The organism is Microbacterium sp. SORGH_AS_0862, from assembly GCF_030818795.1.
In the GTDB taxonomy this organism is placed as follows: domain Bacteria; phylum Actinomycetota; class Actinomycetes; order Actinomycetales; family Microbacteriaceae; genus Microbacterium.
On record NZ_JAUTAY010000001.1, the window covers coordinates 2,055,719 to 2,078,700 of the forward strand.

General features: G+C 68.8%; 17 protein-coding genes and 1 pseudogene. 14 read left to right on the plus strand and 4 right to left on the minus strand.

The features are described 5' to 3' along the window. Window positions 1-2 precede the first annotated feature (2 nt). From QE377_RS09945 to QE377_RS09955, 3 genes are all read right to left on the minus strand, one after another. Entirely contained in the window at window positions 3-491 is a 489-nt protein-coding gene (locus QE377_RS09945; RefSeq protein ID WP_307322515.1) for a SprT-like domain-containing protein, read from the minus strand. Window positions 492-528: 37 nt separating this feature from the next. Further along, window positions 529-1,056, minus strand: a complete 528-nt coding sequence (locus QE377_RS09950; RefSeq protein WP_307322518.1) for a hypothetical protein — start codon at window positions 1,054-1,056, stop codon at window positions 529-531. Window positions 1,057-1,256: 200 nt separating this feature from the next. Next, complete coding sequence (locus tag QE377_RS09955) at window positions 1,257-2,123, minus strand: spermidine synthase (RefSeq protein ID WP_307322521.1); 867 nt, start codon at window positions 2,121-2,123, stop codon at window positions 1,257-1,259. Between the two features lie 33 nt (window positions 2,124-2,156). Here QE377_RS09955 and pxpA point away from each other — a divergent pair, with 33 nt between their 5' ends. The 6 genes from pxpA (at window position 2,157) to QE377_RS09985 (ending at window position 13,722) form a co-directional block, all read left to right on the plus strand. Then, window positions 2,157-2,912: a 5-oxoprolinase subunit PxpA gene (gene pxpA / locus QE377_RS09960; RefSeq protein ID WP_307322524.1), complete on the plus strand. Its 756-nt coding sequence runs from the start codon at window positions 2,157-2,159 to the stop codon at window positions 2,910-2,912. Beyond that, entirely contained in the window at window positions 2,906-4,441 is a 1,536-nt protein-coding gene (locus QE377_RS09965) for a 5-oxoprolinase/urea amidolyase family protein (protein ID WP_307322527.1), read from the plus strand. The genes pxpA and QE377_RS09965 overlap by 7 nt, the downstream gene beginning before the upstream one ends. Before the next feature lie 248 nt (window positions 4,442-4,689). Beyond that, window positions 4,690-8,193, plus strand: a complete 3,504-nt coding sequence (locus QE377_RS09970; RefSeq protein WP_307322530.1) for a DNA-directed RNA polymerase subunit beta — start codon at window positions 4,690-4,692, stop codon at window positions 8,191-8,193. A gap of 44 nt (window positions 8,194-8,237) precedes the next feature. Further along, on the plus strand, window positions 8,238-12,113 hold the full coding sequence (gene rpoC, locus QE377_RS09975; RefSeq protein WP_307322533.1) for a DNA-directed RNA polymerase subunit beta': 3,876 nt from the start codon (window positions 8,238-8,240) through the stop codon (window positions 12,111-12,113). A gap of 200 nt (window positions 12,114-12,313) precedes the next feature. After that, complete coding sequence (locus tag QE377_RS09980) at window positions 12,314-13,048, plus strand: alpha/beta fold hydrolase (RefSeq protein WP_307322537.1); 735 nt, start codon at window positions 12,314-12,316, stop codon at window positions 13,046-13,048. A gap of 62 nt (window positions 13,049-13,110) precedes the next feature. After that, a complete protein-coding gene (locus tag QE377_RS09985) occupies window positions 13,111-13,722 on the plus strand; it encodes a hypothetical protein (RefSeq protein ID WP_307322542.1) in 612 nt (203 codons plus the stop codon). Between the two features lie 6 nt (window positions 13,723-13,728). On the opposite strand, the gene QE377_RS09990 is transcribed toward QE377_RS09985, so the two are convergent. Further along, window positions 13,729-14,319, minus strand: a complete 591-nt coding sequence (locus QE377_RS09990; RefSeq protein ID WP_307322545.1) for a hypothetical protein — start codon at window positions 14,317-14,319, stop codon at window positions 13,729-13,731. Window positions 14,320-14,432: 113 nt separating this feature from the next. Between QE377_RS09990 and QE377_RS09995 the strand changes: the two genes are divergently transcribed. The 8 genes and pseudogenes from QE377_RS09995 to tuf all read left to right on the plus strand — a co-directional run bounded on the left by QE377_RS09995 (window position 14,433) and on the right by tuf (window position 22,908). Further along, window positions 14,433-15,410: an ABC transporter gene (locus QE377_RS09995; protein ID WP_307322548.1), complete on the plus strand. Its 978-nt coding sequence runs from the start codon at window positions 14,433-14,435 to the stop codon at window positions 15,408-15,410. Beyond that, window positions 15,410-15,895, plus strand: coding sequence for a hypothetical protein (locus QE377_RS10000; protein WP_307322550.1), 486 nt, complete (start codon window positions 15,410-15,412; stop codon window positions 15,893-15,895). The genes QE377_RS09995 and QE377_RS10000 overlap by 1 nt, the downstream gene beginning before the upstream one ends. A gap of 69 nt (window positions 15,896-15,964) precedes the next feature. After that, window positions 15,965-16,627 carry a spermidine/putrescine ABC transporter substrate-binding protein gene (locus QE377_RS10005; protein WP_307322554.1) on the plus strand — a complete coding sequence of 221 codons (663 nt, stop codon included), beginning with the start codon at window positions 15,965-15,967 and terminating at the stop codon, window positions 16,625-16,627. Between the two features lie 12 nt (window positions 16,628-16,639). Next, window positions 16,640-18,232, plus strand: a complete 1,593-nt coding sequence (locus QE377_RS10010) for a DUF5684 domain-containing protein (RefSeq protein WP_307322558.1) — start codon at window positions 16,640-16,642, stop codon at window positions 18,230-18,232. 288 nt (window positions 18,233-18,520) lie between these two features. Further along, window positions 18,521-18,889, plus strand: a complete 369-nt coding sequence (rpsL, locus tag QE377_RS10015; RefSeq protein ID WP_036318318.1) for a 30S ribosomal protein S12 — start codon at window positions 18,521-18,523, stop codon at window positions 18,887-18,889. 5 nt (window positions 18,890-18,894) lie between these two features. After that, on the plus strand, window positions 18,895-19,365 hold the full coding sequence (gene rpsG, locus QE377_RS10020) for a 30S ribosomal protein S7 (protein WP_137418066.1): 471 nt from the start codon (window positions 18,895-18,897) through the stop codon (window positions 19,363-19,365). A gap of 69 nt (window positions 19,366-19,434) precedes the next feature. Next, window positions 19,435-21,550: pseudogene (gene fusA, locus QE377_RS10025) on the plus strand (elongation factor G). A 164-nt stretch (window positions 21,551-21,714) separates the two neighbouring features. Continuing rightward, complete coding sequence (gene tuf / locus QE377_RS10030; protein WP_137418064.1) at window positions 21,715-22,908, plus strand: elongation factor Tu; 1,194 nt, start codon at window positions 21,715-21,717, stop codon at window positions 22,906-22,908. The last annotated feature ends 74 nt before the right edge of the window (window positions 22,909-22,982 follow it).

Below are 22,982 nucleotides of genomic sequence, written 5' to 3' on the forward strand. Positions count from 1 at the left end.
CCTCAGCGCGGCGTGGACGCCGCCATCCGCGCGGCACGCGTGATCTCGCGCCTGGTCCAGGTGAACGCGAAGCGCGGGTCGTAGCGCGGCGCGCAGCTGGCGCAGGAGGTCTGGCGGGTCGCCTTGCGGTGTCGGTAGACGACGTGTCCGTTGGGGCACACCCCCACCCAGGGGGCGAGATCCGTGGCGGTCTCGCCGTGGTGGGTGGCGCCGCCGACATACCCGAGGTCGCGGGCGATGCGCTTCCACTGGGGGCCGTGTCCGGCGGTCGAGCCCGCCAGCGCGTGCGCGACCTCGTGCAGCAGCGTCTGGTGGTTGGTGTCGTCGTCGTAGCGTGCGCTCAGATAGCGCGAGAGGCTGATGCGGCGTTTCGTGTAGTCGCAGAGACCGGCGCGACGCTTCGCATTGTCGAAGCCGAAGCTCCAGCTGTCATCGAGATGCAGCGCGATCAGGGCCTCCGCCCAGACGCGCACGCGCTGCAGATCCGACATGGGACGAGCGTAGATCGAGCCGCGGACAGCGGGCGGCTCAGCTGGCGACGCTCGCCGCGATGCGGCGGCGATCGACCGTGTCGATGGCGAGCAGCGTCGTCTCGAGCTGATCCTCGGGTGCCCCGGCCTGCTGGCGCAGGAACAGCGTGCGCTTGAAGTCGGCGCGGGCCGCATCCAGGTCTTCGCCGTCCAGGTGCACCTTGCCGCGGTGCTGGTAGGCGAAGGCGGCGATGCCCGCCCAGCCCTGGCCTTCGGCCTCCTCGGCGCAGGTCGTGAGCTCGTGCGCCGCGGCGCCGAGCTGGCCCCGCTCCTGCTGCACCGTGGCGTGCAGGATGCGGGCGCGCAGCAGATCCTTGCGGGTGCCGGCCATGCGCGCGGTGCGCACCGTCTGCTCGGCTACGAGGAGGGCCTCGTCGAGCTGATCGGTGACCTTCAACAGCCAGACGCGCTCCATCAGCGCGGCCAGGCTGCGCTGCGAGCCGATCTCTTCGAGCCGCTCCAGGCATTCCCGCTCGTCGACGATCTCACGCAGCGTCTCCGGGTGGTGCCCCCTGATATAGCTCACGTTGCTCCCTTCGTGCCGGCGCCGCATCCAGTGTCCCCGACCTCCGCCGCTGGGCGCTTCAGGCACGCCGCGCCCACGCCTCCACCTTTCCCCGCGAGACTGCATCTCCCTGACGAGATCACGGGTGAAGACAGTGATCTCGTGCCGGAGATGCAGTCTCGCGCTCAGAGAGAACGAGAGCGGGCGCCCCCACGCCGCGCTCAGAGTTCGAAGAGGGATGCGGCGGGTTTCGGCGAAGGCGTGGCGGTCGCATCCGTCGCGGGAACCGCGCCGCGCACGAACTCCTCGAGCTCCGCACCGATCGCGACCTTCGCCGGATGCGGGCCCGCCGCCATCAGGCGCGGCAGCCAGGCTGTCGGCAGGGGAGCGGCGGATGCGGCGATCACGAGGTTGCCGAAGCGTCGTCCCTTGAGCGTCTGCACCTCCGCGAGCAGCGCGATCTCCGGCAGCACCTCCCGCACGGTCGCCACCTGTCGCCGTGCGAAGGCGAGGCCCGCGCCGTCGGCGACGTTCACGAGCAGCACCCCGTCCGGGGCGAGGAGACGGGCCGCATCCCGGTAGAACTCCACGGTGGTCAGGTGGGCGGGCGTCTGGGCGCCCGCGTACACGTCGGACACGAGGAGGTCGACGTTTCCCGCCAACGACTCGGGCAGGCGTGCGAGCCCCGCCCTGGCGTCCCCGATGCGCACCCGGATCTGTGCGCCGCGCGGCAGCGGGAGGTTCGTGCGCACGAGGTCGACGAGGGCCTGTTCGAGCTCGATGACCTGCTGGCGGGACCCCGGGCGCGTGTGGGCGACGTAGCGGGGGATGGTGAGAGCGCCGCCGCCGAGATGCACAGCGGTGAGCGGCTGACCGGGCAGGCGCAGCTGGTCGATGACGGCGGCCATCCGTCCGATGTACTCGAAGTGCAGATGGGTCGGGTCGTCGAGGTCGACGTGCGACTGCGGCGTGCCGGCGACATCCAGCTCGAATCCGCTCGTGAACGACGAGGGGACGATGCGGGCGATCGAGCCGTCCGACAGTCGCGCCTCCGGATGCGAGACGTGCTCGTAACGCGCGCGGGCCATGTGTCCACAGTACGGCGGCACTACCGTGTGCACATGCCCTCGATCGATCTGAACGCGGACCTCGGCGAGACCGTCGACGGCGAGCCGACCGCCGACGATGCGGCGATGTTCGCGGTGGTCTCCAGTGCCAGCGTCGCATGCGGAGGCCACGCGGGCGACCCCGACGCGATGCGCGCCGCTGTGGCGCTGGCAGAGGCGGGCGGCGTCGCGATCGGAGCACACCCCTCCTATCCCGACCGCGCCGGATTCGGGCGTCGGGCGATACGGATCGCGCCCGCCCGGCTGCGACGCGAACTCGCCGCCCAGTTGGGCGCCCTCCGTGCCGCGGGCGCCGACATCCGCTACGTGAAGCCGCACGGTGCGCTGTACCACGAGGCCGGCGGTGATCCGCAGACGGCGGCAGCGGTCGTCGCCGAGGTCGCCGCTCTCGCGGACGAACTCGGCCGGCCCGTCCCGGTGCTGGGCCTCGGCGATCGCCTGCGCGAAGCGGCGGCGGATGCGGGCGTCCCGTTCTTCGGCGAGGCCTTCCTCGACCGCGGGTATCTGCCGGACGGTTCGCTCGTGCCGCGGGGCACGACGGGGGCGCTGCTGCGCGACCCGGATCAGGTCGCCGCACGCGCGGTGCGCCTGGCGACGGCGGGGGAGGTCGTGGCTGTCGACGGCTCCGTCGTGCGCACCGAGGCGGTCTCGCTCTGCCTGCACGGCGATACGCCCGAGGCGGTGGCGATGGCCCGCGCCGTCCGCGCGGCGCTCACGGCGGCCGGGGTTGAGGTCCGGGCGCCGTGGTGACCGGCCGGCGACGCGTCCTGCCCTTCGGGGCGGGCGGCCTGCTCATCGAGCTCGAGGACCTGGATGCGGTGCTGGGCCTGCACGCGGGTCTTGCCGCATCGGCTCTCGACGGCGTCGAAGAACTGGTCCCCGCGGCGCGCACGGTGCTCGTCCGCTTCGATCCGCGCCGGGTCCCGGCGCAGGCGGTGCGGGCGTGGATCGCAGCGACGGATGCGGCCGCATCCCGGACGGACACCGATGCGCAGGAGGTGACGCTTCCCACCGTCTACGACGGGATGGATCTCGCCGAGGCGGGGCGATGGGCCGCCCTGTCGCCGGTCGAGCTCGTCGAGCGGCACGTGCGCACGCCCTGGCGGGTCGCGTTCACGGGGTTCGCTCCTGGATTCGCCTATCTCGTGGGGGAGGGGTGGGATCTCGACATCCCTCGCCTGGACGCCCCGCGCACGCGCGTGCCCGCCGGTGCCGTCGCGCTCGCCGCGGGGTTCACGGGAACCTATCCGCGGGCGACGCCGGGCGGATGGCGCATCATCGGCACCACGACCGCGCCGCTCTTCGACCCGGATGCGGTCGTCCCGGCGCTGTTGACCGCCGGGACGCGTGTGCGCTTCCGGCCGGAGCGGGCGCGTGTCGAGCTGCCCGCCCCGACGGCGGCGACGACGACGGGGGCGCGGGCGCTGCGCATCGACGATCCCGGACCGCTGGCGACCATCCAGGACCTCGGGCGACCGGGCGCCGCTGCCATGGGCATCGCCGTGTCCGGGGCGGCCGATCGTCGTGCGGCGGCCCTCGCCAATCGCCTCGTCGGCTCTGCGCAGACGGCCGCCGTCATCGAGATCCTGCTGGGGCCGTTCCGTGCGACGGCGCTGGCCGATCGATGGATCGCGGTGACGGGCGGACTGGGCGCGCTGCGCATCGACGGCAGGGCCGCCGACCCGCACCGTGCCGTGCTCTGGCCCTCGGGTTCGGTGCTCGAGATCGGCCCCCTCGCCACGGGCCTTCGGGCCTATCTCGCGGTGCGGGGCGGGATCGATGTGCCCCGCAGGGCGGGCTCCCGAGCCACCGACACCCTTGCGGGCCTCGGTCCCGCTCCGCTCGTTGCGGGCGACGAGATCCCCGTGGGGGCGGAGATCGCGGGCGAGGTGCCTCCGATCGACGCCGTCGCGTGGACGGCGCCCGCGCCCGGCGACGTGATTCTGGAGGTGGCGCCGGGACCGCGCGTCGACTGGTTCGCCGCCGACGCCGAACGGGCGCTCTTCGCCGGCGGGTGGCACGTGTCCTCGACCGCCGACCGCGTCGGCGTGCGCCTGGAGGGGCCCGGGCTGACCCGCATCCGCGCGGGGGAGCTGGCGAGCGAGGGCATGGTCCCCGGTGCGCTGCAGGTGCCGCCGGACGGGCGGCCGGTCGTGCTCGGAGTCGACGGTCCGGTCACCGGCGGGTACCCGGTGATCGCCGTCGCCACGGCCGAGTCCCTGGACCGCCTCGCGCAGGCGAGGCCCGGTAGCCGCGTGCGGATCAGGCCCGTCGGATGAGGGCCGGCGGGGTCGACGCGCGGTTATACCGCAGGTCGTGAAACTCGTCAAGAATTCCACTGGACACGGCGCGTCATCTGACATATAGTTGGTCTTTGCGCTCCCTCCTCCCATGCCCTCATATGGTGGTCGGCCTGCGTGCGTGCCCCCGCAGATAGCGGCGTGCGGTGCGAACGCGTCGGGAAGATCGAGCACTCCATCTGACATCAGAATCACGAGCCCCCGCCCGGGCCCATGGAGGTTATCCCTTGGCTGCCGCGCCCCACGCAAGCACCCCCACCACCAAGACCCCCAAGAACGGACGCGGCGCTTCGCGTCTGTCCTTCGCGAAGATCACCGACACGCTGACGGTCCCCGACCTTCTCGCGCTGCAGACGGAGTCCTTCGACTGGCTCGTCGGCAACGACGCCTGGAAGGCGCGTGTCGCCGAGGCTCAGGCCGCCGGTCGCACCGACGTGCCGGCCACGAGCGGTCTCGAGGAGATCTTCGAGGAGATCTCCCCGATCGAAGACCTCAGCGAGACGATGCAGCTGAGCTTCACGAACCCCTACCTCGAGCCCGAGAAGTACTCCATCGAGGAGTGCAAGGAGCGCGGCAAGACGTACGCGGCCCCGCTCTACGTCGAGGCCGAGTTCATGAACCACCAGACCGGTGAGATCAAGACGCAGACGGTCTTCATGGGCGACTTCCCGCTCCAGACCGACAAGGGCACGTTCATCATCAACGGCACGGAGCGCGTCGTCGTGTCGCAGCTCGTGCGTTCGCCCGGTGTGTACTTCGACCGCGTCGCCGACAAGACGAGCGACAAGGACATCGTCTCGGCTCGGGTCATCCCCAGCCGCGGCGCCTGGCTCGAGTTCGAGATCGACAAGCGCGACCAGGTGGGCGTGCGCATCGACCGCAAGCGCAAGCAGTCGGTCACCGTGTTCCTGAAGGCGCTCGGTCTGTCCAGCGAAGACATCATGAACGAGTTCGCGGGCTTCAGCTCGATCGAGGAGACCCTCGAGAAGGACACGATCCTCACCAAGGAAGACGCGCTGCGCGACATCTACCGCAAGCTGCGTCCGGGCGAGCAGGTCGCCGCCGAGGCTGCGCGTGCGCTGCTGGACAACTTCTACTTCTCGTCCAAGCGCTACGACCTCGCCAAGGTCGGTCGCTACAAGATCAACCAGAAGCTGGGCCTTGACACCCCGCTGACCGATTCGGTGCTCACGGTCGACGACATCGTCGCGACCATCAAGTACCTCGTCCGCCTCCACCGCGGCGACACGACCTTCGAGGGCGTGCGCGCCGGCAAGAAGGCGGAGATCCGCATCGACGTCGACGACATCGACAACTTCGGCAACCGCCGCATCCGCGCGGTCGGCGAGCTCATCCAGAACCAGGTCCGCACGGGTCTGTCGCGCATGGAGCGCGTCGTCCGCGAGCGCATGACGACGCAGGACATCGAGGCGATCACGCCGCAGACCCTGATCAACGTGCGTCCGGTCGTCGCGGCGATCAAGGAGTTCTTCGGAACCTCGCAGCTGTCGCAGTTCATGGACCAGAACAACCCGCTCGCGGGTCTGACCCACAAGCGTCGCCTGTCGGCGCTGGGCCCCGGCGGTCTGTCGCGTGAGCGTGCCGGTGTCGAGGTCCGTGACGTGCACCCTTCGCACTACGGCCGCATGTGCCCGATCGAGACGCCGGAAGGCCCGAACATCGGTCTGATCGGTTCGCTCGCCTCCTTCGCGCGCATCAACGCGTTCGGGTTCATCGAGACCCCGTACCGCCGCGTCGTGAACGGTCGCGTCACCACCGACATCGACTACCTCACCGCCAGCGAGGAGAACGACTTCATCGTCGCTCAGGCCGGTGCCGAGCTCGACGCCGAAGGCTCCTTCACGCAGGACCGCGTGCTGGCCCGTCGCGGCCAGGGTGGCGAGGTCGACCTGTTCCCGGTCGACGAGATCGGCTACATGGACGTCTCGCCGCGCCAGATGGTGTCGGTCGCGACCTCGCTGATCCCCTTCCTCGAGCACGACGACGCGAACCGCGCCCTGATGGGTGCCAACATGCAGCGCCAGGCCGTGCCGCTGGTTCGCAGCGAGTCCCCCGTGGTCGGAACCGGTATGGAGGGCTACGCCGCCGTCGACGCCGGTGACGTCGTCACCGCCAAGCGTTCCGGCGTCGTCGCGGAGGTCTCCGCCGATGTCGTCACCATCCAGGCGGATGAGGGCGGCACCGACGACTACTTCCTGCGCAAGTTCGACCGCTCCAACCAGGGCACGTCGTACAACCAGCGCGTCGTGGTCTCCGCCGGTGAGCGCATCGAGGCCGGCGAGGTCATCGCCGACGGTCCCGCGACCGAGAACGGCGAGCTCGCCCTCGGCAAGAACCTGCTCGTCGGGTTCATGACGTGGGAGGGTCACAACTTCGAGGACGCGATCATCCTCAGCCAGGAGCTCGTGAAGGACGACACCCTCTCCTCGATCCACATCGAGGAGTACGAGGTCGACGCCCGCGACACGAAGCTCGGCAAGGAGGAGATCACGCGCGACCTGCCGAACGTGAGCCCCGACCTGCTGAAGGACCTCGACGAGCGCGGCATCATCCGCATCGGTGCCGAGGTCCGCCCCGGCGACATCCTCGTCGGCAAGGTCACACCCAAGGGTGAGACCGAGCTCTCGGCCGAGGAGCGACTGCTCCGCGCGATCTTCAACGAGAAGAGCCGCGAGGTCCGTGACACTTCTCTGAAGGTGCCCCACGGTGAGCAGGGCACGATCATCGCCGTCAAGGAGTTCAACGCCGAGGACGGCGACGACGAGCTCGGCTCCGGCGTCAACCGCCGGGTCGTGGTCTACATCGCCCAGAAGCGCAAGATCACCGAGGGTGACAAGCTCGCCGGCCGTCACGGCAACAAGGGTGTCATCGCGAAGATCCTCCCCGTCGAGGACATGCCCTTCCTTGCCGACGGCACGCCGCTCGACGTCATCCTCAACCCGCTCGGTATCCCCGGTCGAATGAACTTCGGTCAGGTCCTCGAGCTCCACCTCGGCTGGATCGCCCAGCAGGGCTGGAAGGTCGAGGGCAACCCGGAGTGGGCCGCGAACCTGCCGAAGGAGGCCTTCGAGGCCCCCGCCGGCACCAAGGTCGCCACCCCGGTGTTCGACGGTGCGTTCGAGTCGGAGATCGCGGGTCTGCTCGACTCGACGAACCCCACCCGTGACGGCGTGCGACTGATCGACTCCAGCGGTAAGACCACGCTGTTCGACGGCCGCAGCGGAGAGCCCTTCCCGGCACCCATCTCCGTCGGGTACATGTACATCCTGAAGCTGCACCACCTCGTGGACGACAAGATCCACGCGCGCTCCACCGGTCCGTACTCGATGATCACGCAGCAGCCGCTGGGTGGTAAGGCGCAGTTCGGCGGCCAGCGCTTCGGTGAGATGGAGGTGTGGGCCCTCGAGGCCTACGGCGCCGCCTACGCGCTGCAGGAGCTCCTCACGATCAAGTCCGACGACATCCTCGGCCGCGTCAAGGTGTACGAGGCGATCGTCAAGGGCGAGAACATCCAGGAGCCCGGTATCCCCGAGTCCTTCAAGGTGCTCATGAAGGAGATGCAGTCGCTCTGCCTGAACGTCGAGGTCCTCTCGGCCGACGGTACGGCTGTCAACCTGCGCGACACCGATGACGACGCCTTCCGCGCTGCGGAGGAGCTCGGCATCAACATCTCCAGCCGGTTCGAGTCCTCGTCCATCGACGAGATCTGACCCCGGCTCACTCACCGAGATTTATTAGGCACACAGGAGAACCAGTGCTCGAATCCACCACTTTCGACCAGATCCGCATCGGGCTGGCCACGGCCGACGACATCCGTCGTTGGTCCTTCGGCGAGGTCAAGAAGCCCGAGACGATCAACTACCGCACCCTGAAGCCCGAGAAGGACGGTCTGTTCGGCGAGCAGATCTTCGGACCCTCGCGCGACTGGGAGTGCGCCTGCGGCAAGTACAAGCGTGTCCGCTTCAAGGGCATCGTCTGCGAGCGCTGCGGCGTGGAGGTCACCAAGAGCTCCGTCCGTCGTGAGCGCATGGGCCACATCGAGCTCGCCGCGCCCGTCACCCACATCTGGTACTTCAAGGGCGTCCCCTCGCGCCTGGGCTACCTGCTGGACATGGCGCCGAAGGACCTCGAGAAGGTCATCTACTTCGCCGCCTACATGGTGATCTCCGTCGATGAGGAGGGCCGCCACCGCGACCTCCCCACCCACGAGAACAACCTGCGTCTCGAGATCAAGAACCTCGGCGACCGCCGCGACGCCCGTGTGGCCGCTCGCCTGGCCGCCCTCGAGGAGGAGCTCGCGACGCTCGAGGCGGAGGACGCCAAGGCCGACGCCAAGAAGAAGGCCAAGGACGCGGCCGAGAAGGAGATGGCTCTCATCCGCAAGCGCGGTGACGAGCAGATCGCCAAGCTCGAGCGCGTCTGGGAGGAGTTCCGCTCCCTCGAGGTCGGCGCCCTGAAGCCCGAGGACGAGATCTTCAACGAGCTCGTCGACCGCTTCGGTCAGTACTTCGAGGCCCACATGGGTGCGGAGTCGATCAAGCGTCGCCTGGAGAGCTTCGACCTGGCCGCCGAGGCCGACAGCCTGCGTCTGCAGATCTCCGAGGGCAAGGGCCAGCGCAAGATCCGTGCGATCAAGCGCCTCAAGGTCGTCAACTCGTTCCTGTCGACCGGCATGTCGCCGGCGTCGATGGTCCTGGACGTCGTCCCGGTCATCCCGCCGGAGCTGCGCCCGATGGTCCAGCTCGACGGTGGCCGCTTCGCCACCAGCGACCTGAACGACCTCTACCGTCGCGTGATCAACCGCAACAACCGTCTTCGTCGTCTGATCGACCTCGGTGCCCCCGAGATCATCGTCAACAACGAGAAGCGGATGCTGCAGGAGGCCGTCGACGCGCTGTTCGACAACGGTCGTCGTGGTCGCCCGGTCACGGGTACCGGCAACCGCGCCCTCAAGTCCCTCAGCGACATGCTGAAGGGTAAGCAGGGTCGATTCCGTCAGAACCTGCTCGGCAAGCGCGTCGACTACTCCGGCCGTTCGGTCATCATCGTCGGCCCGCAGCTCAAGCTGCACCAGTGTGGCCTGCCCAAGCAGATGGCCCTGGAGCTGTTCAAGCCGTTCGTGATCAAGCGCCTGATCGACCTCGGTCACTCGCAGAACATCAAGGCCGCCAAGCGTGCCGTCGAGCGCACGCGTCCCGAGATCTGGGACGTGCTCGAGGAGATCATCCGCGAGCGTCCCGTGCTGCTCAACCGCGCTCCCACGCTGCACCGTCTGGGCATCCAGGCGTTCGAGCCGCAGCTCGTCGAGGGCAAGGCCATCCAGCTCCACCCGCTCGTGTGTGCCGCCTTCAACGCGGACTTCGACGGTGACCAGATGGCTGTGCACCTGCCGCTGTCGGTCGAGGCGCAGGCCGAGGCCCGCATCCTGATGCTCGCGTCGAACAACATCCTGAAGCCGTCGGACGGCCGCCCGGTCACCCTGCCCTCGCAGGACATGATCATCGGTCTGCACCACCTGACCACGGTCAAGGAGGGTGCCGTCGGTGAGGGCCGCGTGTTCGGTTCGGTCGGTGAGGCGATCCTGGCCAAGGACGAGGGCACCCTCGACCTGCAGGCCAAGGTCCGCATCCGCGTTCCCGGTCTGACCTTCCTCGAGGGCGAAGCCCCCGAGGGCTACGAGCGCCACGGTCTCGTGGACGCCTCGCTCGGTCAGGCGATCTTCAACGACACGCTCCCCAAGGGCTACCCGTTCGTGCGCGAACAGGCCGACAAGGGCAAGCTGTCGCAGATCGTCAACAAGCTGGCCGAGGAGTACCCCAAGGTCGAGGTAGCCGCGTCCCTGGACCGCATCAAGGACGCCGGCTTCTACTGGGCCACGCGTTCGGGTGTGACCGTTGCGCTCAGCGACGTGCTGACCCCGCCGAACAAGGCGGAGATCATCGCGGGCTACGAGAAGCAGGCCGCGAAGGTCCAGTCCCAGTACGAGAAGGGCCTCACGACCGACGCCGAGCGTCGTCAGGAGCTCATCAAGATCTGGACGGCTGCGACCGACGAGGTCCAGGCTGCGATGAAGAGCCACTTCCCGGCCGACAACACCATCAACCGGATGGTGAGCTCGGGCGCCCGTGGTAACTGGCTGCAGATCCGTAACATCGCGGGTATGCGTGGTCTGGTGAACAACCCGAAGGGTGAGATCATCGCCCGCCCGATCATCTCCTCGTACCGCGAGGGTCTGAGCGTGGCCGAGTACTTCATCGCGACCCACGGTGCCCGTAAGGGTCTCGCCGACACCGCTCTGCGTACCGCCGACTCGGGTTACCTGACGCGTCGACTCGTCGACGTGTCGCAGGACGTCATCATCCGCGAGGAGGACTGCGCCACGACCAAGGGTCTGGAGCTGCCCATCGCCGCCGCGGGTGCCGACGGGGTGCTCATCAAGGACGCCAACGTCGAGAACTCGGTGTTCGCCCGTACGCTCGCCGCGGACGTGGTCAGCCCGAGCGGCGAGGTTCTCGCCGAGGCCGGTTCGGATGTGGGCGACGTGCTCATCAACCGCCTGGTCGAGGGCGGCGTCACCTCCATCAAGGTGCGCTCGGTCCTGACCTGCGACTCCGCCGTCGGTGTGTGCGCGAAGTGCTACGGCCGCTCGCTCGCGACCGGCAAGGTCGTCGACATCGGCGAGGCCGTCGGCATCATCGCGGCCCAGTCGATCGGTGAGCCCGGTACCCAGCTGACGATGCGTACCTTCCACACCGGTGGTTCGGCGTCGGCCGAGGACATCACGCAGGGTCTGCCCCGCGTGCAGGAGCTCTTCGAGGCGCGTACCCCCAAGGGTTCCTCGCCCATCGCAGAGGCCGACGGACGCATCACGATCGAAGAGACTGAGAAGCAGAAGAAGGTCATCCTCACGCCCGACAACGGTGACGAGCCGCACGTCTACCCCGTGCTCAAGCGCGCCACCCTGCTCGTCGAGGACGGCCAGCGCGTCGAGGTCGGTCAGCCCCTCCAGGTCGGCACGCTCGACCCGAAGGAGATCATGCGCGTCATGGGCGCCCGCGAGGTGCAGAAGTACCTCGTCGGCGGTGTCCAGGGCGTGTACCGGTCGCAGGGTGTCCCGATCCACGACAAGCACATCGAGGTCATCGTCCGCCAGATGCTGCGCAAGGTCACCGTGGTCGACCACGGCGACACCACGCTGCTGCCCGGCGAGATGGTCGACTCGCGTCGCTTCATCGACATCAACCGCGCATCCGTCGCCGAGGGCAAGCGCCCCGCGTCGGGCCGCCCGGAGCTGATGGGTATCACGAAGGCCTCGCTCGCGACCGAGTCGTGGCTGTCGGCCGCTTCCTTCCAGGAGACGACCCGCGTTCTGACGCAGGCCGCGATGGAGGGCAAGAGCGACCCGCTCGTGGGCCTGAAGGAGAACGTGATCATCGGAAAGCTGATCCCCGCGGGGACCGGCCTGTCGAAGTACCGCAACGTCACGGTCGAGGCGACCGAAGAGGCCAAGAGCGAGCGGTACCCCAACCGCATCTTCGCCTCGGACGGTGCGTACAGCGACTCCGACCTGAGCTACGTCGACTTCGACAGCTTCTCGACGGACGACTTCACGCCCGGGACCTACAACTGATTGAGGCGAGAGGGGAACGAGCGAGCTCGTTCCCCCGAGCCGATTGAGGTTGTCGAGCGGCACAGCCGTGAGAACAACTGATCGAGTCGGTCCCGACTGACGACGAAGGCCTCCGAGCTCCGGCTCGGGGGCCTTCGTCGTTCCCCGTCCGCACAGTGGGCATTCGGCTGGCGCCAAGCCCGGCCGGTTACCGTGTCCGCATGCAGCTCGCCGTTCGTTCCGCAGGCTCCGGTGCGCGCACCGCGATCCTCATCCACGGCATCATGTCCGACTCGCGGGCGTGGCATCGCGTGAGCGACGACCTCGAGGCGGCCGGCTTCCGCGTGCTCGCCGTCGACCTCGCCGGACACGGGCGGAGTCCTCGGTCCCGCAGCTACTCGCCGACCGCCTGGGCCGAGGACGTCATCGAGACGCTGGAGCCGATGCTGGAGCACGCTCCGGATCTGATCGTCGGGCATTCCCTCGGAGCGCTCGTGGCGAGCATCGTGGCCGAGCGGCTCGCGCCCCGTGCAGCCGTCTACGTGGACCCCGCCTTCGCCTTCCCGCGGGGAGTGCGCGGACTCGCGTACAAGCTCGCCTTCGCCCTCGCCCCCAAGCCGCGTCGGGGGATGCTGCGGCGCATGAACCCCGGCTGGAGCGCGCAGGACATCGACCTCGAGCTGGCGTCGCTGCAGGCCTGGGACAAACGCACGATCCTCGGCCTCGCCGACACCCGTGCCCTCGTCGCGCCGCGTCGGCCTCGGCAGCCGAGTCTCGTCGTGCTGGCCGAGAAGAGCCTGCTGATCACACGCACCGTCGCCGCCGCCATGCGCGGCGACGGGCTCACCGTGACGGTGCTGCAGGGGGCCGGCCACACCGTCTTCCGCGACGACCACGCGGGGTTCATGGGACTCGTCCACGGCTGGATCGCCGCTCACGTGCCCGCCCGCACCTGACGCCGCGTGCCGCTGCCTCGCTTCGCCGGATGCGACGCGTAGCGTGGACGGGGGAGGACGGCGTGGCACGGATCGGCGGTCGCAACAGCTTCATGGCATGGGTCGTGGGGCTCGGCAGCGCTGCCGTGGTGGCGGCGCTGGTGGTCCTCGCCCTCCCGGCGATCCCTGCGGGCATCCAGATGGTCGGTGACACCCTGCGGTCCTCGACATCCGCCCCCGTCGCCCAGGGAGAGGCAGCCGCCCCCCAGGCCACCTCATCCACCCCGCTGTGCCAGGGCCTCTATACGGAGGCGCTCTGGGCGGAGCTGACCCAGCGCGCCGGAGGAGTGCCGGTGCAGGACACGAGTGCGCCGCGCGTGTCGGCCACGACGCTGGTGGCCTCCCTGGCGCCCGAGGTGACGGTCTCGTGCACGTTCACCGGCATCAACACCGGTTCGCTCGTGACGACGGTGGCGAAGGTGGATGCGGGCGCCGCCCGCCTCGCCCGTTCGACGCTGGAGACGGCCGGCTACGAGTGCGGTGACTTCGGCGACGGCGTGCGCTGCCGACTGACGACGGCGGAGGGTGCGGAGGATCAGGTCATCCGGGACGGCGTCTGGCTGGCCAGCGAGTTCACGGGCTGGCATCCCGATCGCTACACCGAACGCGTCGCGCTGCAGCTCTGGCCGAGCTGAGCGCACTCAGTCGAAGACGCGCGAGATCACCGCATCCGTGTAGCCGGACGGCGCGAGCCCCACGTACTGCGTGTCCACCAGCACACCGTCGCGCCAGAACAGCGTGCGACCGTCGTTGACCGGGTACTGCGGATCGACCCAGACCTTCTCGCACCGGGTCCCGTTGTCCGGGGTGTAGCAGGTGAAGCCATCGCCGACGAGGGCGTTGAGCATGTCGAGAGCGGGTCCGCGCGACTTCTTCGAGATCGTGGTCGTGAGCCTGCCGGTGTCGGTCGCCGGGCTTCCCCAGATGCAGGTGAGGCTTCCGTCGGCCTGCGCGCCGGCGGTTCCGAAGGCCGGGTCGTTGAGCGGTACGTCGGCGAGCTGTGCGAGCACCGCGTCGGACAGGATCTCTCGGCAGTCGGTGGGAATGGCGACCGGGGTCGCGGTGGGTGTCGGGGTCGCGGTCGGAGTCGGGGCGGGCGAGGACGACGGCGGGAGCACGGAGCCGGTCGGTGCGGGCGAGGGTTCCGGGGCGCAGCCCGCCAGGGCGAACAGAGCGAGAAGAGCCGAGGATGCCATGAGCAGGCTCGTTCTCGAGCTCCGGCGCAGCGTCATGGGGCCAGGTTAGCCGCACGGATCGCCGCGCGCCGCGCGCCTGACACGGCCGACACCGACCCGGCGTTACCCTCGGGAAGCGGATGTGCACCCCCGCTGAAGGAGCGACAGCGATGACCGAGCAGAAGACGCCCTCGGCCGGCGAACCCGTGGAGGAGCCGAACGTCGTCGTGGACGACGTCGTGGGCAACGCGAACGAGGCCCTGGCCGACGCGGAGGCCGCTCAGCGCACGGCGACCGGAGAGCAGGAGGTCGCCTCGGAGCGTGTCGTCGAGGAGGACGTGGTGGTCGTCGAGACGCCGACCGCCGACGGCGAGCGTGTCGTCGAGGAGGTCGTCGTGACCGAGACGGCGACCGACCAGGCCCGTGCCGACGACGACGTCCCCTGGTACGACCGCCCGGAGACCGTCCCCATGGACCCGGAGCCTGCTGCCACGACAGCGATTCCGGCCGCCGCCGAAGCGACGACGGTGACGCCGGTCGCCGCGTCCGAGCCGGTCTACGGTGCTGCTGCGGCTCAGCCGATCTTCGTGCAGGCGCCCGAGGCTCCCCGCCCGCGCGGCAACCGCGGCGCCGCGGGTGCGATCGGCCTGGTCGCCGCCCTTGCCTTCGCCGTCCTGTCGTTCGGCGTGCTCTTCGCGTTCGGTTACTTCTACGGCGGTCTGGGAACCGTCGAGAACGACCCCGCCGAGCTCGCCCTCACCCTGATCGGCTCGTGGACGTTCTGGATGCCGGTGGTCGTCTTCTACCTCGGCTTCTGGTTCCTCGGCGCGATCCTCAACCGTGCGCGCTGGGCTCACTGGGTCATCTGGGGCCTGCTCGTCGGCGTCGCCGCCTACGCGGGCTCCCTTCTCGGCATCCTGTTCCAGGCGCCGTTCTGGGAGTTGACCGCTCGCCAGGGGGCGGAGCTCATGCAGGTCTCGCTGTTCTCCCCGCTGCCGATCCTCGCGTTCGTGCTCGGTCGTGAGCTGACGGTGTGGTTCGGCGCGTGGGTCGCCGCCCGCGGACGCCGCGTCACCGCGCTCAACGACGAAGCGCAGCGCGAGTACGAGCGCACCCTCGAAGCGGGTCCGCAGCTCCACCAGGTCTGATGTCGCAGCCGGACGCGCCTCGTACTCCGCCGGTGCCTCCGGCTGTCGCCATCGCCCTGACGCTCGCCGGGTTCTTCGCTCTGGTCATCGCCGCGTTCGGGATGGTGAGCCTGCTCGCGGACGTCGAGGTCGTTCCGGTGGCGGGTGTCGGGCAGGCGCCCGGAATCGTCGGAGTGCTCCTCGCCTGCGGCGTCTACGCCGCCGGCACCGCCCTCGTGCTCCGACCGGGCAACCCCGCCTACACCGGAGCGCTGTTCATCGCGGTCGCCGTGTGGTTCGTGTACAGCCTCAGTGCGGGGGTCGTCGGCGCCGTCGCGTCGGAGGACGTGGCGGTCGGGCTCTCGCTCATGGCCCGTCTGTTGACTGGCTGGCAGGGCGGCGTCGTGGGCATCGCGGCGGCGGTTGCGGCCTGGTGCGCGATCGCGCTCGTACGCACGCGCGCGGGGCGGCCCCGATGGCCCTGGGAGGGCCGAGACGAGGCCTGATCGCGAACCCGACCGACCGCATGCGTGGATTTCCCGCGGAAAGACGCGGGCGGCGGCTACCTTTAGAGCGTGGAGCGCTCGCTCGAGACGCAGGTGAGCCAGGCCGTCGACGCCTGGCTGCGTTGGCTGCCCCGCTGGGAGCCGGCGACGCACCGCGGGCGGCTTGCGGTGTGCCGACGCTGCCTCGGCTCGCCGATCCTGTCGGCCGCGGGCCTCGGCGGCGACGTTCCGCACGCGGTTCAGCACGGCCTGTCCACCCGTTTGAAGACGGTCGTCGACCACGCGGTCGCGGAGTACACGGCGCGCAATCTTCCCCTGCTCCAGTCGGAGCTCGACCAGCAGGCGACGCGCAACCGCGCCCGCAGCTACCGACCCACCGAGGACCTCGAACCCGAGTACGACGGTCTGCCACTGGATCCGGACCCGATTCCGGGTGCGCCCTTCCTCTTCACCCTCGCGGGCATGGCCGCCGACGCGGATGCGGGCGTCCCCGCGCTTCCGCCGCTGTCCGACGAGGCGAAGGCGGCGCTGCGTCACGAGGTCGCGCTGGCCGACGACTACGCGAATCTGATCGGACGCGAAGTATGCCAGGTGCTGCTGCACCACCGCATCCGAATCCAAGCAGCGGTCGCGAAGTATGTAGAACCGCAGATCACCGCCATGCTGGAAGAGTTGACGCGTTCGCTCGACGTTCCTTTCGACCCCCGAGACCTCGACGGTCCCACTCCCTGAGGCAGTTCATCCATGCTCAACGCACTCGTCGCCGCTTACTCCTCGCCGTTGGTCCCCGACGCAGGAACCGTCGTGCTCCTCGTGCTCGTGTCGCTCGTGCCGTCGCTCCTGGTCTACGTCTGGGGTGCGCTCGCGCTGTCGCGGGTGTACGCGAAGCTCGGCATCGAGGGCTGGAAGGCCTGGATCCCGGTCTACAACGTCGCCGTCCTGTTCATCATCGGCGGCCTGAGCCCCTGGCTCCTGCTGCTCTACCTCATCCCGTTCTTCGGGCAGATCTTCGTCTACGTCGCCTTCATCACCGCCGCGCACCGGGTGAACGTCATGTTCGGACAGGGCGTGGGCATGACCGTGCTGGCGGCCTTGCTGTTCCCGGTCTGGGCGAGCGTTCTGGGCTTCGGCTCCGCCAGGCCGCTCGAGCAGGGCGCTCCGCGCCAGGCGACGGGCGGGGTCGAGGACCTTCTCGGGTTCGCGCCGCAGTACGCCCCGACCACCGACGAGTTCGGTGCCCGCCGCGACGTCCCGGCGCCATCGGCATGGATCCCCCCGGCACCGCCCGCGCCTGGCACCGCGGCGGCACCCGCCACCGCCGCGATGCCGATCGCCGGAGCGTGGGGCGAGCCGCCTCTGCCGCCCGCCCCGGCGGCTCCCGCCGCCGATCCCTACGCTCCGGCGGACGCGTACGGCGCCGCCCCGGCGGATCCGTATGCCGCAGCCGCACCGGCGCCCGCCGTCGATCCCTACGCCGCGCCCGCCCCCGATGCATACGCCCCGCCGGCATTCCCCGCCCCCGCCGCGGACCCCTACGCCCAGCCGGCTCCGGCAGCCCCTGCCCGCGACGCGTACTCGGCGCCCTCAGCGGACCCCTACGCGCCGCCCGTCGCCGATGCGCCCGCAGCGCCGGTCGACGACCCCTACGTGGCACCGGCCGCGCCCGAGCCCGCACCGGTGATGTCGTGGTGGCAGCCCGCCATCGTCGAGGAGGAGCCCGCACCCGCCGCCGCGACGCCCGCGTGGGTGGAGCCGGAGACGCCCGCGGCGCCTGCCGCGGCAGAACCCGCGACGTCGGATTCCTTCGTGCCGCCAGCGGCGCCCCCCGTGCTGCGGGAGTCCTTCGTCGCCGAGCCCGACGCGTTCCCCGAGGCCTCGGGCGAGGTGTCGGCGGTGGCCGGAGCGCCGATCGCGGGGATGCCGCGACCGGCGGCCGCATCCGTCGCCGCGTCGCGACCCGGTGTCGGCGACATCGTCGAAGACACCGTCATCGCTTCGCGCCGTCGACCCAAGTGGGCGCTGCTGCTGCCCGACGGCTCGCCCATGGAACTCACCGGCGATGCGGTCGTGCTCGGGCGCCGGCCCGTCCCCGTGCACGCCGCGCCCGGCGCGCAGCTGGTGACCGTCGTCGATGACACGCGCACGGTCTCCAAGACCCACGCGCTGCTCCGTCGTCGTGCGGATGCCTGGATGGTGAGCGATCTGGACTCCACGAACGGCGTCGTCGTGTTCGCCGCGCAGGAGGAGGTCGACGTGGCGCCCGGGACGGAGCACGAGGTGACGGAACGTTTCCTCCTGGGCGACGCGGAGCTGCGCATCGTGCGTGCAGACGCATGATCGCGGTCGTTTGACCGCATCCCGATTCGGCGCGTATCATTGAGCGGGTGTGCGCTCTCGCGCGCCCTGCGTCGTGCCCGGCACGAACAGGGTGAACAAGAGCACACCATCTCAGGGAACGGCCTGCGAACAGGCCACCCCCACGGCATATCCACCAACGAAACGGGCGTCAGTCATTCTGTCGCCCCGGTGGGTCCGCGTGAGCCCTCTCCGACACGAATCGAAAGAATCCGTCGGAGCGGGGGAGACCACGACGCTGTCACCGTGCAGCACTGACAAGGAGAGAACGTGCCAACTATTCAGCAGTTGGTTCGCAAGGGGCGCACGCCGAAGGTCACCAAGACCAAGGCTCCCGCGCTGAAGTCGAACCCGCAGCAGGCCGGTGTCTGCACCCGCGTGTACACCACCACCCCGAAGAAGCCGAACTCGGCGATGCGCAAGGTCGCTCGTGTGAAGCTCCGCAACGGTACCGAGGTCACCGCCTACATCCCCGGTGAGGGCCACAACCTGCAGGAGCACTCGCTCGTGCTGGTGCGCGGTGGTCGTGTGAAGGACCTCCCCGGCGTGCGTTACAAGATCGTTCGCGGCGCCCTGGACACCCAGGCCGTCAAGAACCGCAAGCAGGCCCGTAGCCGCTACGGCGCGAAGAAGGGTTGAGTTAGATGCCTCGTAAGGGTCCCGCCCCGAAGCGTCCGGTCGTCAACGACCCGGTCTACGGCGCACCGATCGTCAGCCAGCTCGTCAACAAGATCCTCGTCGACGGCAAGAAGTCGCTCGCCGAGTCGATCGTCTACACGGCGCTCCGCGGCGTCGAGGCCAAGAACGGCCAGGACGCGGTCGCGACGCTGAAGAAGGCGCTCGACAACGTCCGTCCCACCCTCGAGGTCAAGAGCCGCCGCGTCGGTGGTTCGACCTACCAGGTGCCGGTCGAGGTCAAGCCGCACCGCGCCAACACCCTGGCGCTGCGCTGGCTCGTCAGCTACGCGAAGGGTCGTCGTGAGAAGACGATGACCGAGCGTCTGCAGAACGAGATCCTCGACGCCTCGAACGGCCTCGGTGCCGCGGTCAAGCGCCGCGAAGACACCCACAAGATGGCCGAGTCGAACCGCGCCTTCGCGCACTACCGCTGGTAATCAGCAGCTCGGCGCCGGCCGGGGCCACCGCCCCGGCCGGCGCACCCGACAACACGTAAGGACATCCCCGTGGCACAAGAAGTGCTCACCGACCTCAACAAGGTCCGCAACATCGGCATCATGGCGCACATCGATGCCGGCAAGACGACGACGACCGAGCGCATCCTCTTCTACACGGGCGTCAACCACAAGATCGGTGAGACGCACGACGGCGCTGCGACCACCGACTGGATGGAGCAGGAGCAGGAGCGTGGCATCACGATCACCTCCGCCGCTGTCACCTGCTTCTGGAACAAGAACCAGATCAACATCATCGACACCCCCGGCCACGTGGACTTCACGGTCGAGGTCGAGCGTTCGCTGCGCGTGCTCGACGGTGCCGTCGCCGTCTTCGACGGCAAGGAGGGCGTCGAGCCCCAGTCCGAGACGGTGTGGCGTCAGGCCGACAAGTACGACGTGCCGCGTATCTGCTTCGTCAACAAGATGGACAAGCTGGGCGCCGACTTCTACTTCACCGTCGACACGATCGTGAACCGCCTCAAGGCCAAGCCGCTCGTGCTGCAGCTGCCCATCGGTGCCGAGAACGACTTCGTCGGTGTCATCGACCTCGTCGAGATGCGTGCTCTGGTGTGGCCCGGCGATGCCAAGGGTGACGTCACCATGGGCGCGAAGTACGAGATCCAGGAGATCCCGGCCGATCTCGCCGACCGTGCTGCAGAGTACCGCGAGAAGCTGCTCGAGACGGTCGCCGAGAGCGACGAGGCGCTGCTCGAGAAGTACTTCGGCGGCGAGGAGCTCTCGCTGGCAGAGATCAAGGGCGCGATCCGCAAGCTCACGATCAACTCCGAGGTCTACCCGGTCCTGTGTGGCTCGGCGTTCAAGAACCGCGGCGTGCAGCCGATGCTGGACGCCGTCGTCGACTACCTCCCCTCGCCCCTGGACGTGCCCCGCCATCGAGGCGCACGACCCCAAGGACGAAGAGATCGTCATCGAGCGCCACGCCGACCGCGACGAGCCGTTCGCGGCCCTCGCGTTCAAGATCGTCACGCACCCCTTCTTCGGTCGTCTGACCTACATCCGCGTGTACTCGGGTCACCTCGACTCCGGTGCCCAGGTCGTGAACGCGACCAAGGGCAAGAAGGAGCGCATCGGGAAGATCTTCCAGATGCACGCCAACAAGGAGATGCCGGTCGACTCGGTTACCGCCGGTCACATCTACGCGGTCATCGGTCTGAAGGACACCACCACCGGTGACACCCTCTCCGACAGCACCAATCAGGTCGTCCTCGAGTCGATGACGTTCCCGGAGCCGGTCATCGAGGTCGCGATCGAGCCCAAGACCAAGGCCGACCAGGAGAAGCTGGGTCTCGCGATCCAGAAGCTCGCCGAAGAGGACCCGACGTTCCGCGTCGAGCAGAACGCCGAGACCGGTCAGACGGTCATCAAGGGCATGGGTGAGCTCCACCTCGACATCCTCGTGGACCGCATGAAGCGCGAGTTCAAGGTCGAGGCCAACGTCGGAAAGCCGCAGGTCGCGTACCGCGAGACGATCCGCAAGACCGTCGAGCGCCACGACTACACGCACAAGAAGCAGACCGGTGGTTCGGGTCAGTTCGCCAAGATCCAGTTCGCGCTGGAGCCCCTCGAGGTCACGGCGGACAAGACGTACGAGTTCGAGAACAAGGTCACGGGTGGCCGCATCCCGCGCGAGTACATCAGCCCCACCGACCAGGGCTTCCAGGACGCCATGAACGTCGGCGTGCTCGCCGGCTTCCCCATGGTGGGCGTGAAGGCGATCCTGCTCGATGGTGCCTCGCACGACGTCGACTCCTCGGAGATGGCGTTCAAGATCGCGGGCTCCATGGGCTTCAAGGAGGCCGTCCGCAAGGCGAACCCCGTCATCCTCGAGCCGATCATGGCCGTCGAGGTGCGTACTCCCGAGGAGTACATGGGTGACGTCATCGGCGACCTGAACTCCCGTCGCGGCCAGATCCAGTCGATGGAGGATGCGGCCGGCGTCAAGGTCGTCCGTGCCAACGTCCCGCTGTCCGAGATGTTCGGTTACATCGGTGACCTGCGTTCGAAGACTTCTGGCCGTGCTGTCTACTCCATGGAGTTCGACAGCTACGCCGAGGTCCCGCGCAACGTCATGGACGAGATCGTTCAGAAGACGAAGGGCGAGTAATCTCCTCGGAGGTCTCGTCTGCGGACGGGGCGGTTTCGTCCCGTCCGCACTTCTGGCTCACAACTTCACACGACCCCTCTCTATTACACTGAGAACAATCCCCGTAGTGAGCCGGTCGCAACCCAGCGACCGGAGTCTCTACACGACGTCCTGAGGAGGACCCAGTGGCTAAGGCCAAGTTCGAGCGGACCAAGCCGCACGTGAACATCGGAACGATCGGTCACGTCGACCACGGCAAGACCACGCTCACCGCCGCGATCTCGAAGGTGCTCGCCGACAAGTTCCCGTCGGCCACCAACGTGCAGCGCGACTTCGCGTCGATCGACTCCGCTCCCGAAGAGCGCCAGCGCGGCATCACGATCAACATCTCGCACGTCGAGTACGAGACGCCCAAGCGTCACTACGCTCACGTCGACGCTCCCGGTCACGCTGACTACATCAAGAACATGATCACCGGTGCCGCTCAGATGGACGGCGCGATCCTCGTGGTCGCCGCCACCGACGGCCCGATGGCTCAGACCCGCGAGCACGTGCTGCTGGCCAAGCAGGTCGGCGTGCCGTACCTGCTCGTCGCCCTGAACAAGAGCGACATGGTCGACGACGAGGAGATCCTGGAGCTCGTCGAGCTCGAGGTTCGCGAGCTGCTGTCGTCGCAGGACTTCGATGGCGACAACGCCCCCGTCGTCCGCGTCTCGGGCCTGAAGGCTCTCGAGGGTGACGAGAAGTGGGTCAACTCGATCGTCGAGCTCATGGAAGCCGTCGACGAGTCCATCCCGGACCCGGTGCGCGACAAGGACAAGCCGTTCCTGATGCCCATCGAGGACGTCTTCACGATCACCGGTCGTGGCACCGTCGTCACGGGCCGCGCCGAGCGTGGCACCCTGGCCATCAACTCCGAGGTCGAGATCGTCGGCATCCGTCCGACGCAGAAGACGATCGTCACCGGTATCGAGATGTTCCACAAGCAGCTCGACGAGGCGTGGGCCGGCGAGAACTGTGGTCTGCTCCTTCGTGGCACCAAGCGTGACGACGTCGAGCGCGGCCAGGTCGTCGTCAAGCCCGGTTCGGTGACCCCGCACACCAACTTCGAGGGCACGGCGTACATCCTGTCCAAGGAGGAGGGCGGCCGTCACAACCCGTTCTTCACGAACTACCGTCCGCAGTTCTACTTCCGTACCACGGACGTGACCGGCGTCATCACGCTGCCCGAGGGCACCGAGATGGTCATGCCCGGGGACACCACGGAGATGTCGGTCGAGCTCATCCAGCCGATCGCCATGGAAGAGGGCCTCGGCTTCGCGATCCGTGAGGGTGGCCGCACCGTCGGCGCCGGCACGGTGACCAAGATCCTCAAGTAAGTCCTTCGGACTTCGCCGACAGGGGTCGGGCCTTCGGGTCCGGCCCCTGTCGGCATTTGCGGAGTACGCCATCC

Coding starts and splice junctions, on each gene's coding strand:
- QE377_RS09955 (WP_307322521.1), bottom strand. CDS start 2,123: ATGGCCCGCGCGCGTTACGAGCACGTCTCGCATCCGGAGGCGCGACTG.
- QE377_RS09980 (WP_307322537.1), top strand. CDS start 12,314: ATGCAGCTCGCCGTTCGTTCCGCAGGCTCCGGTGCGCGCACCGCGATC.
- QE377_RS10000 (WP_307322550.1), top strand. CDS start 15,410: ATGTCGCAGCCGGACGCGCCTCGTACTCCGCCGGTGCCTCCGGCTGTC.
- QE377_RS09990 (WP_307322545.1), bottom strand. CDS start 14,319: ATGACGCTGCGCCGGAGCTCGAGAACGAGCCTGCTCATGGCATCCTCG.
- QE377_RS10010 (WP_307322558.1), top strand. CDS start 16,640: ATGCTCAACGCACTCGTCGCCGCTTACTCCTCGCCGTTGGTCCCCGAC.
- rpsG (WP_137418066.1), top strand. CDS start 18,895: ATGCCTCGTAAGGGTCCCGCCCCGAAGCGTCCGGTCGTCAACGACCCG.
- QE377_RS09945 (WP_307322515.1), bottom strand. CDS start 491: ATGTCGGATCTGCAGCGCGTGCGCGTCTGGGCGGAGGCCCTGATCGCG.
- QE377_RS09995 (WP_307322548.1), top strand. CDS start 14,433: ATGACCGAGCAGAAGACGCCCTCGGCCGGCGAACCCGTGGAGGAGCCG.
- pxpA (WP_307322524.1), top strand. CDS start 2,157: ATGCCCTCGATCGATCTGAACGCGGACCTCGGCGAGACCGTCGACGGC.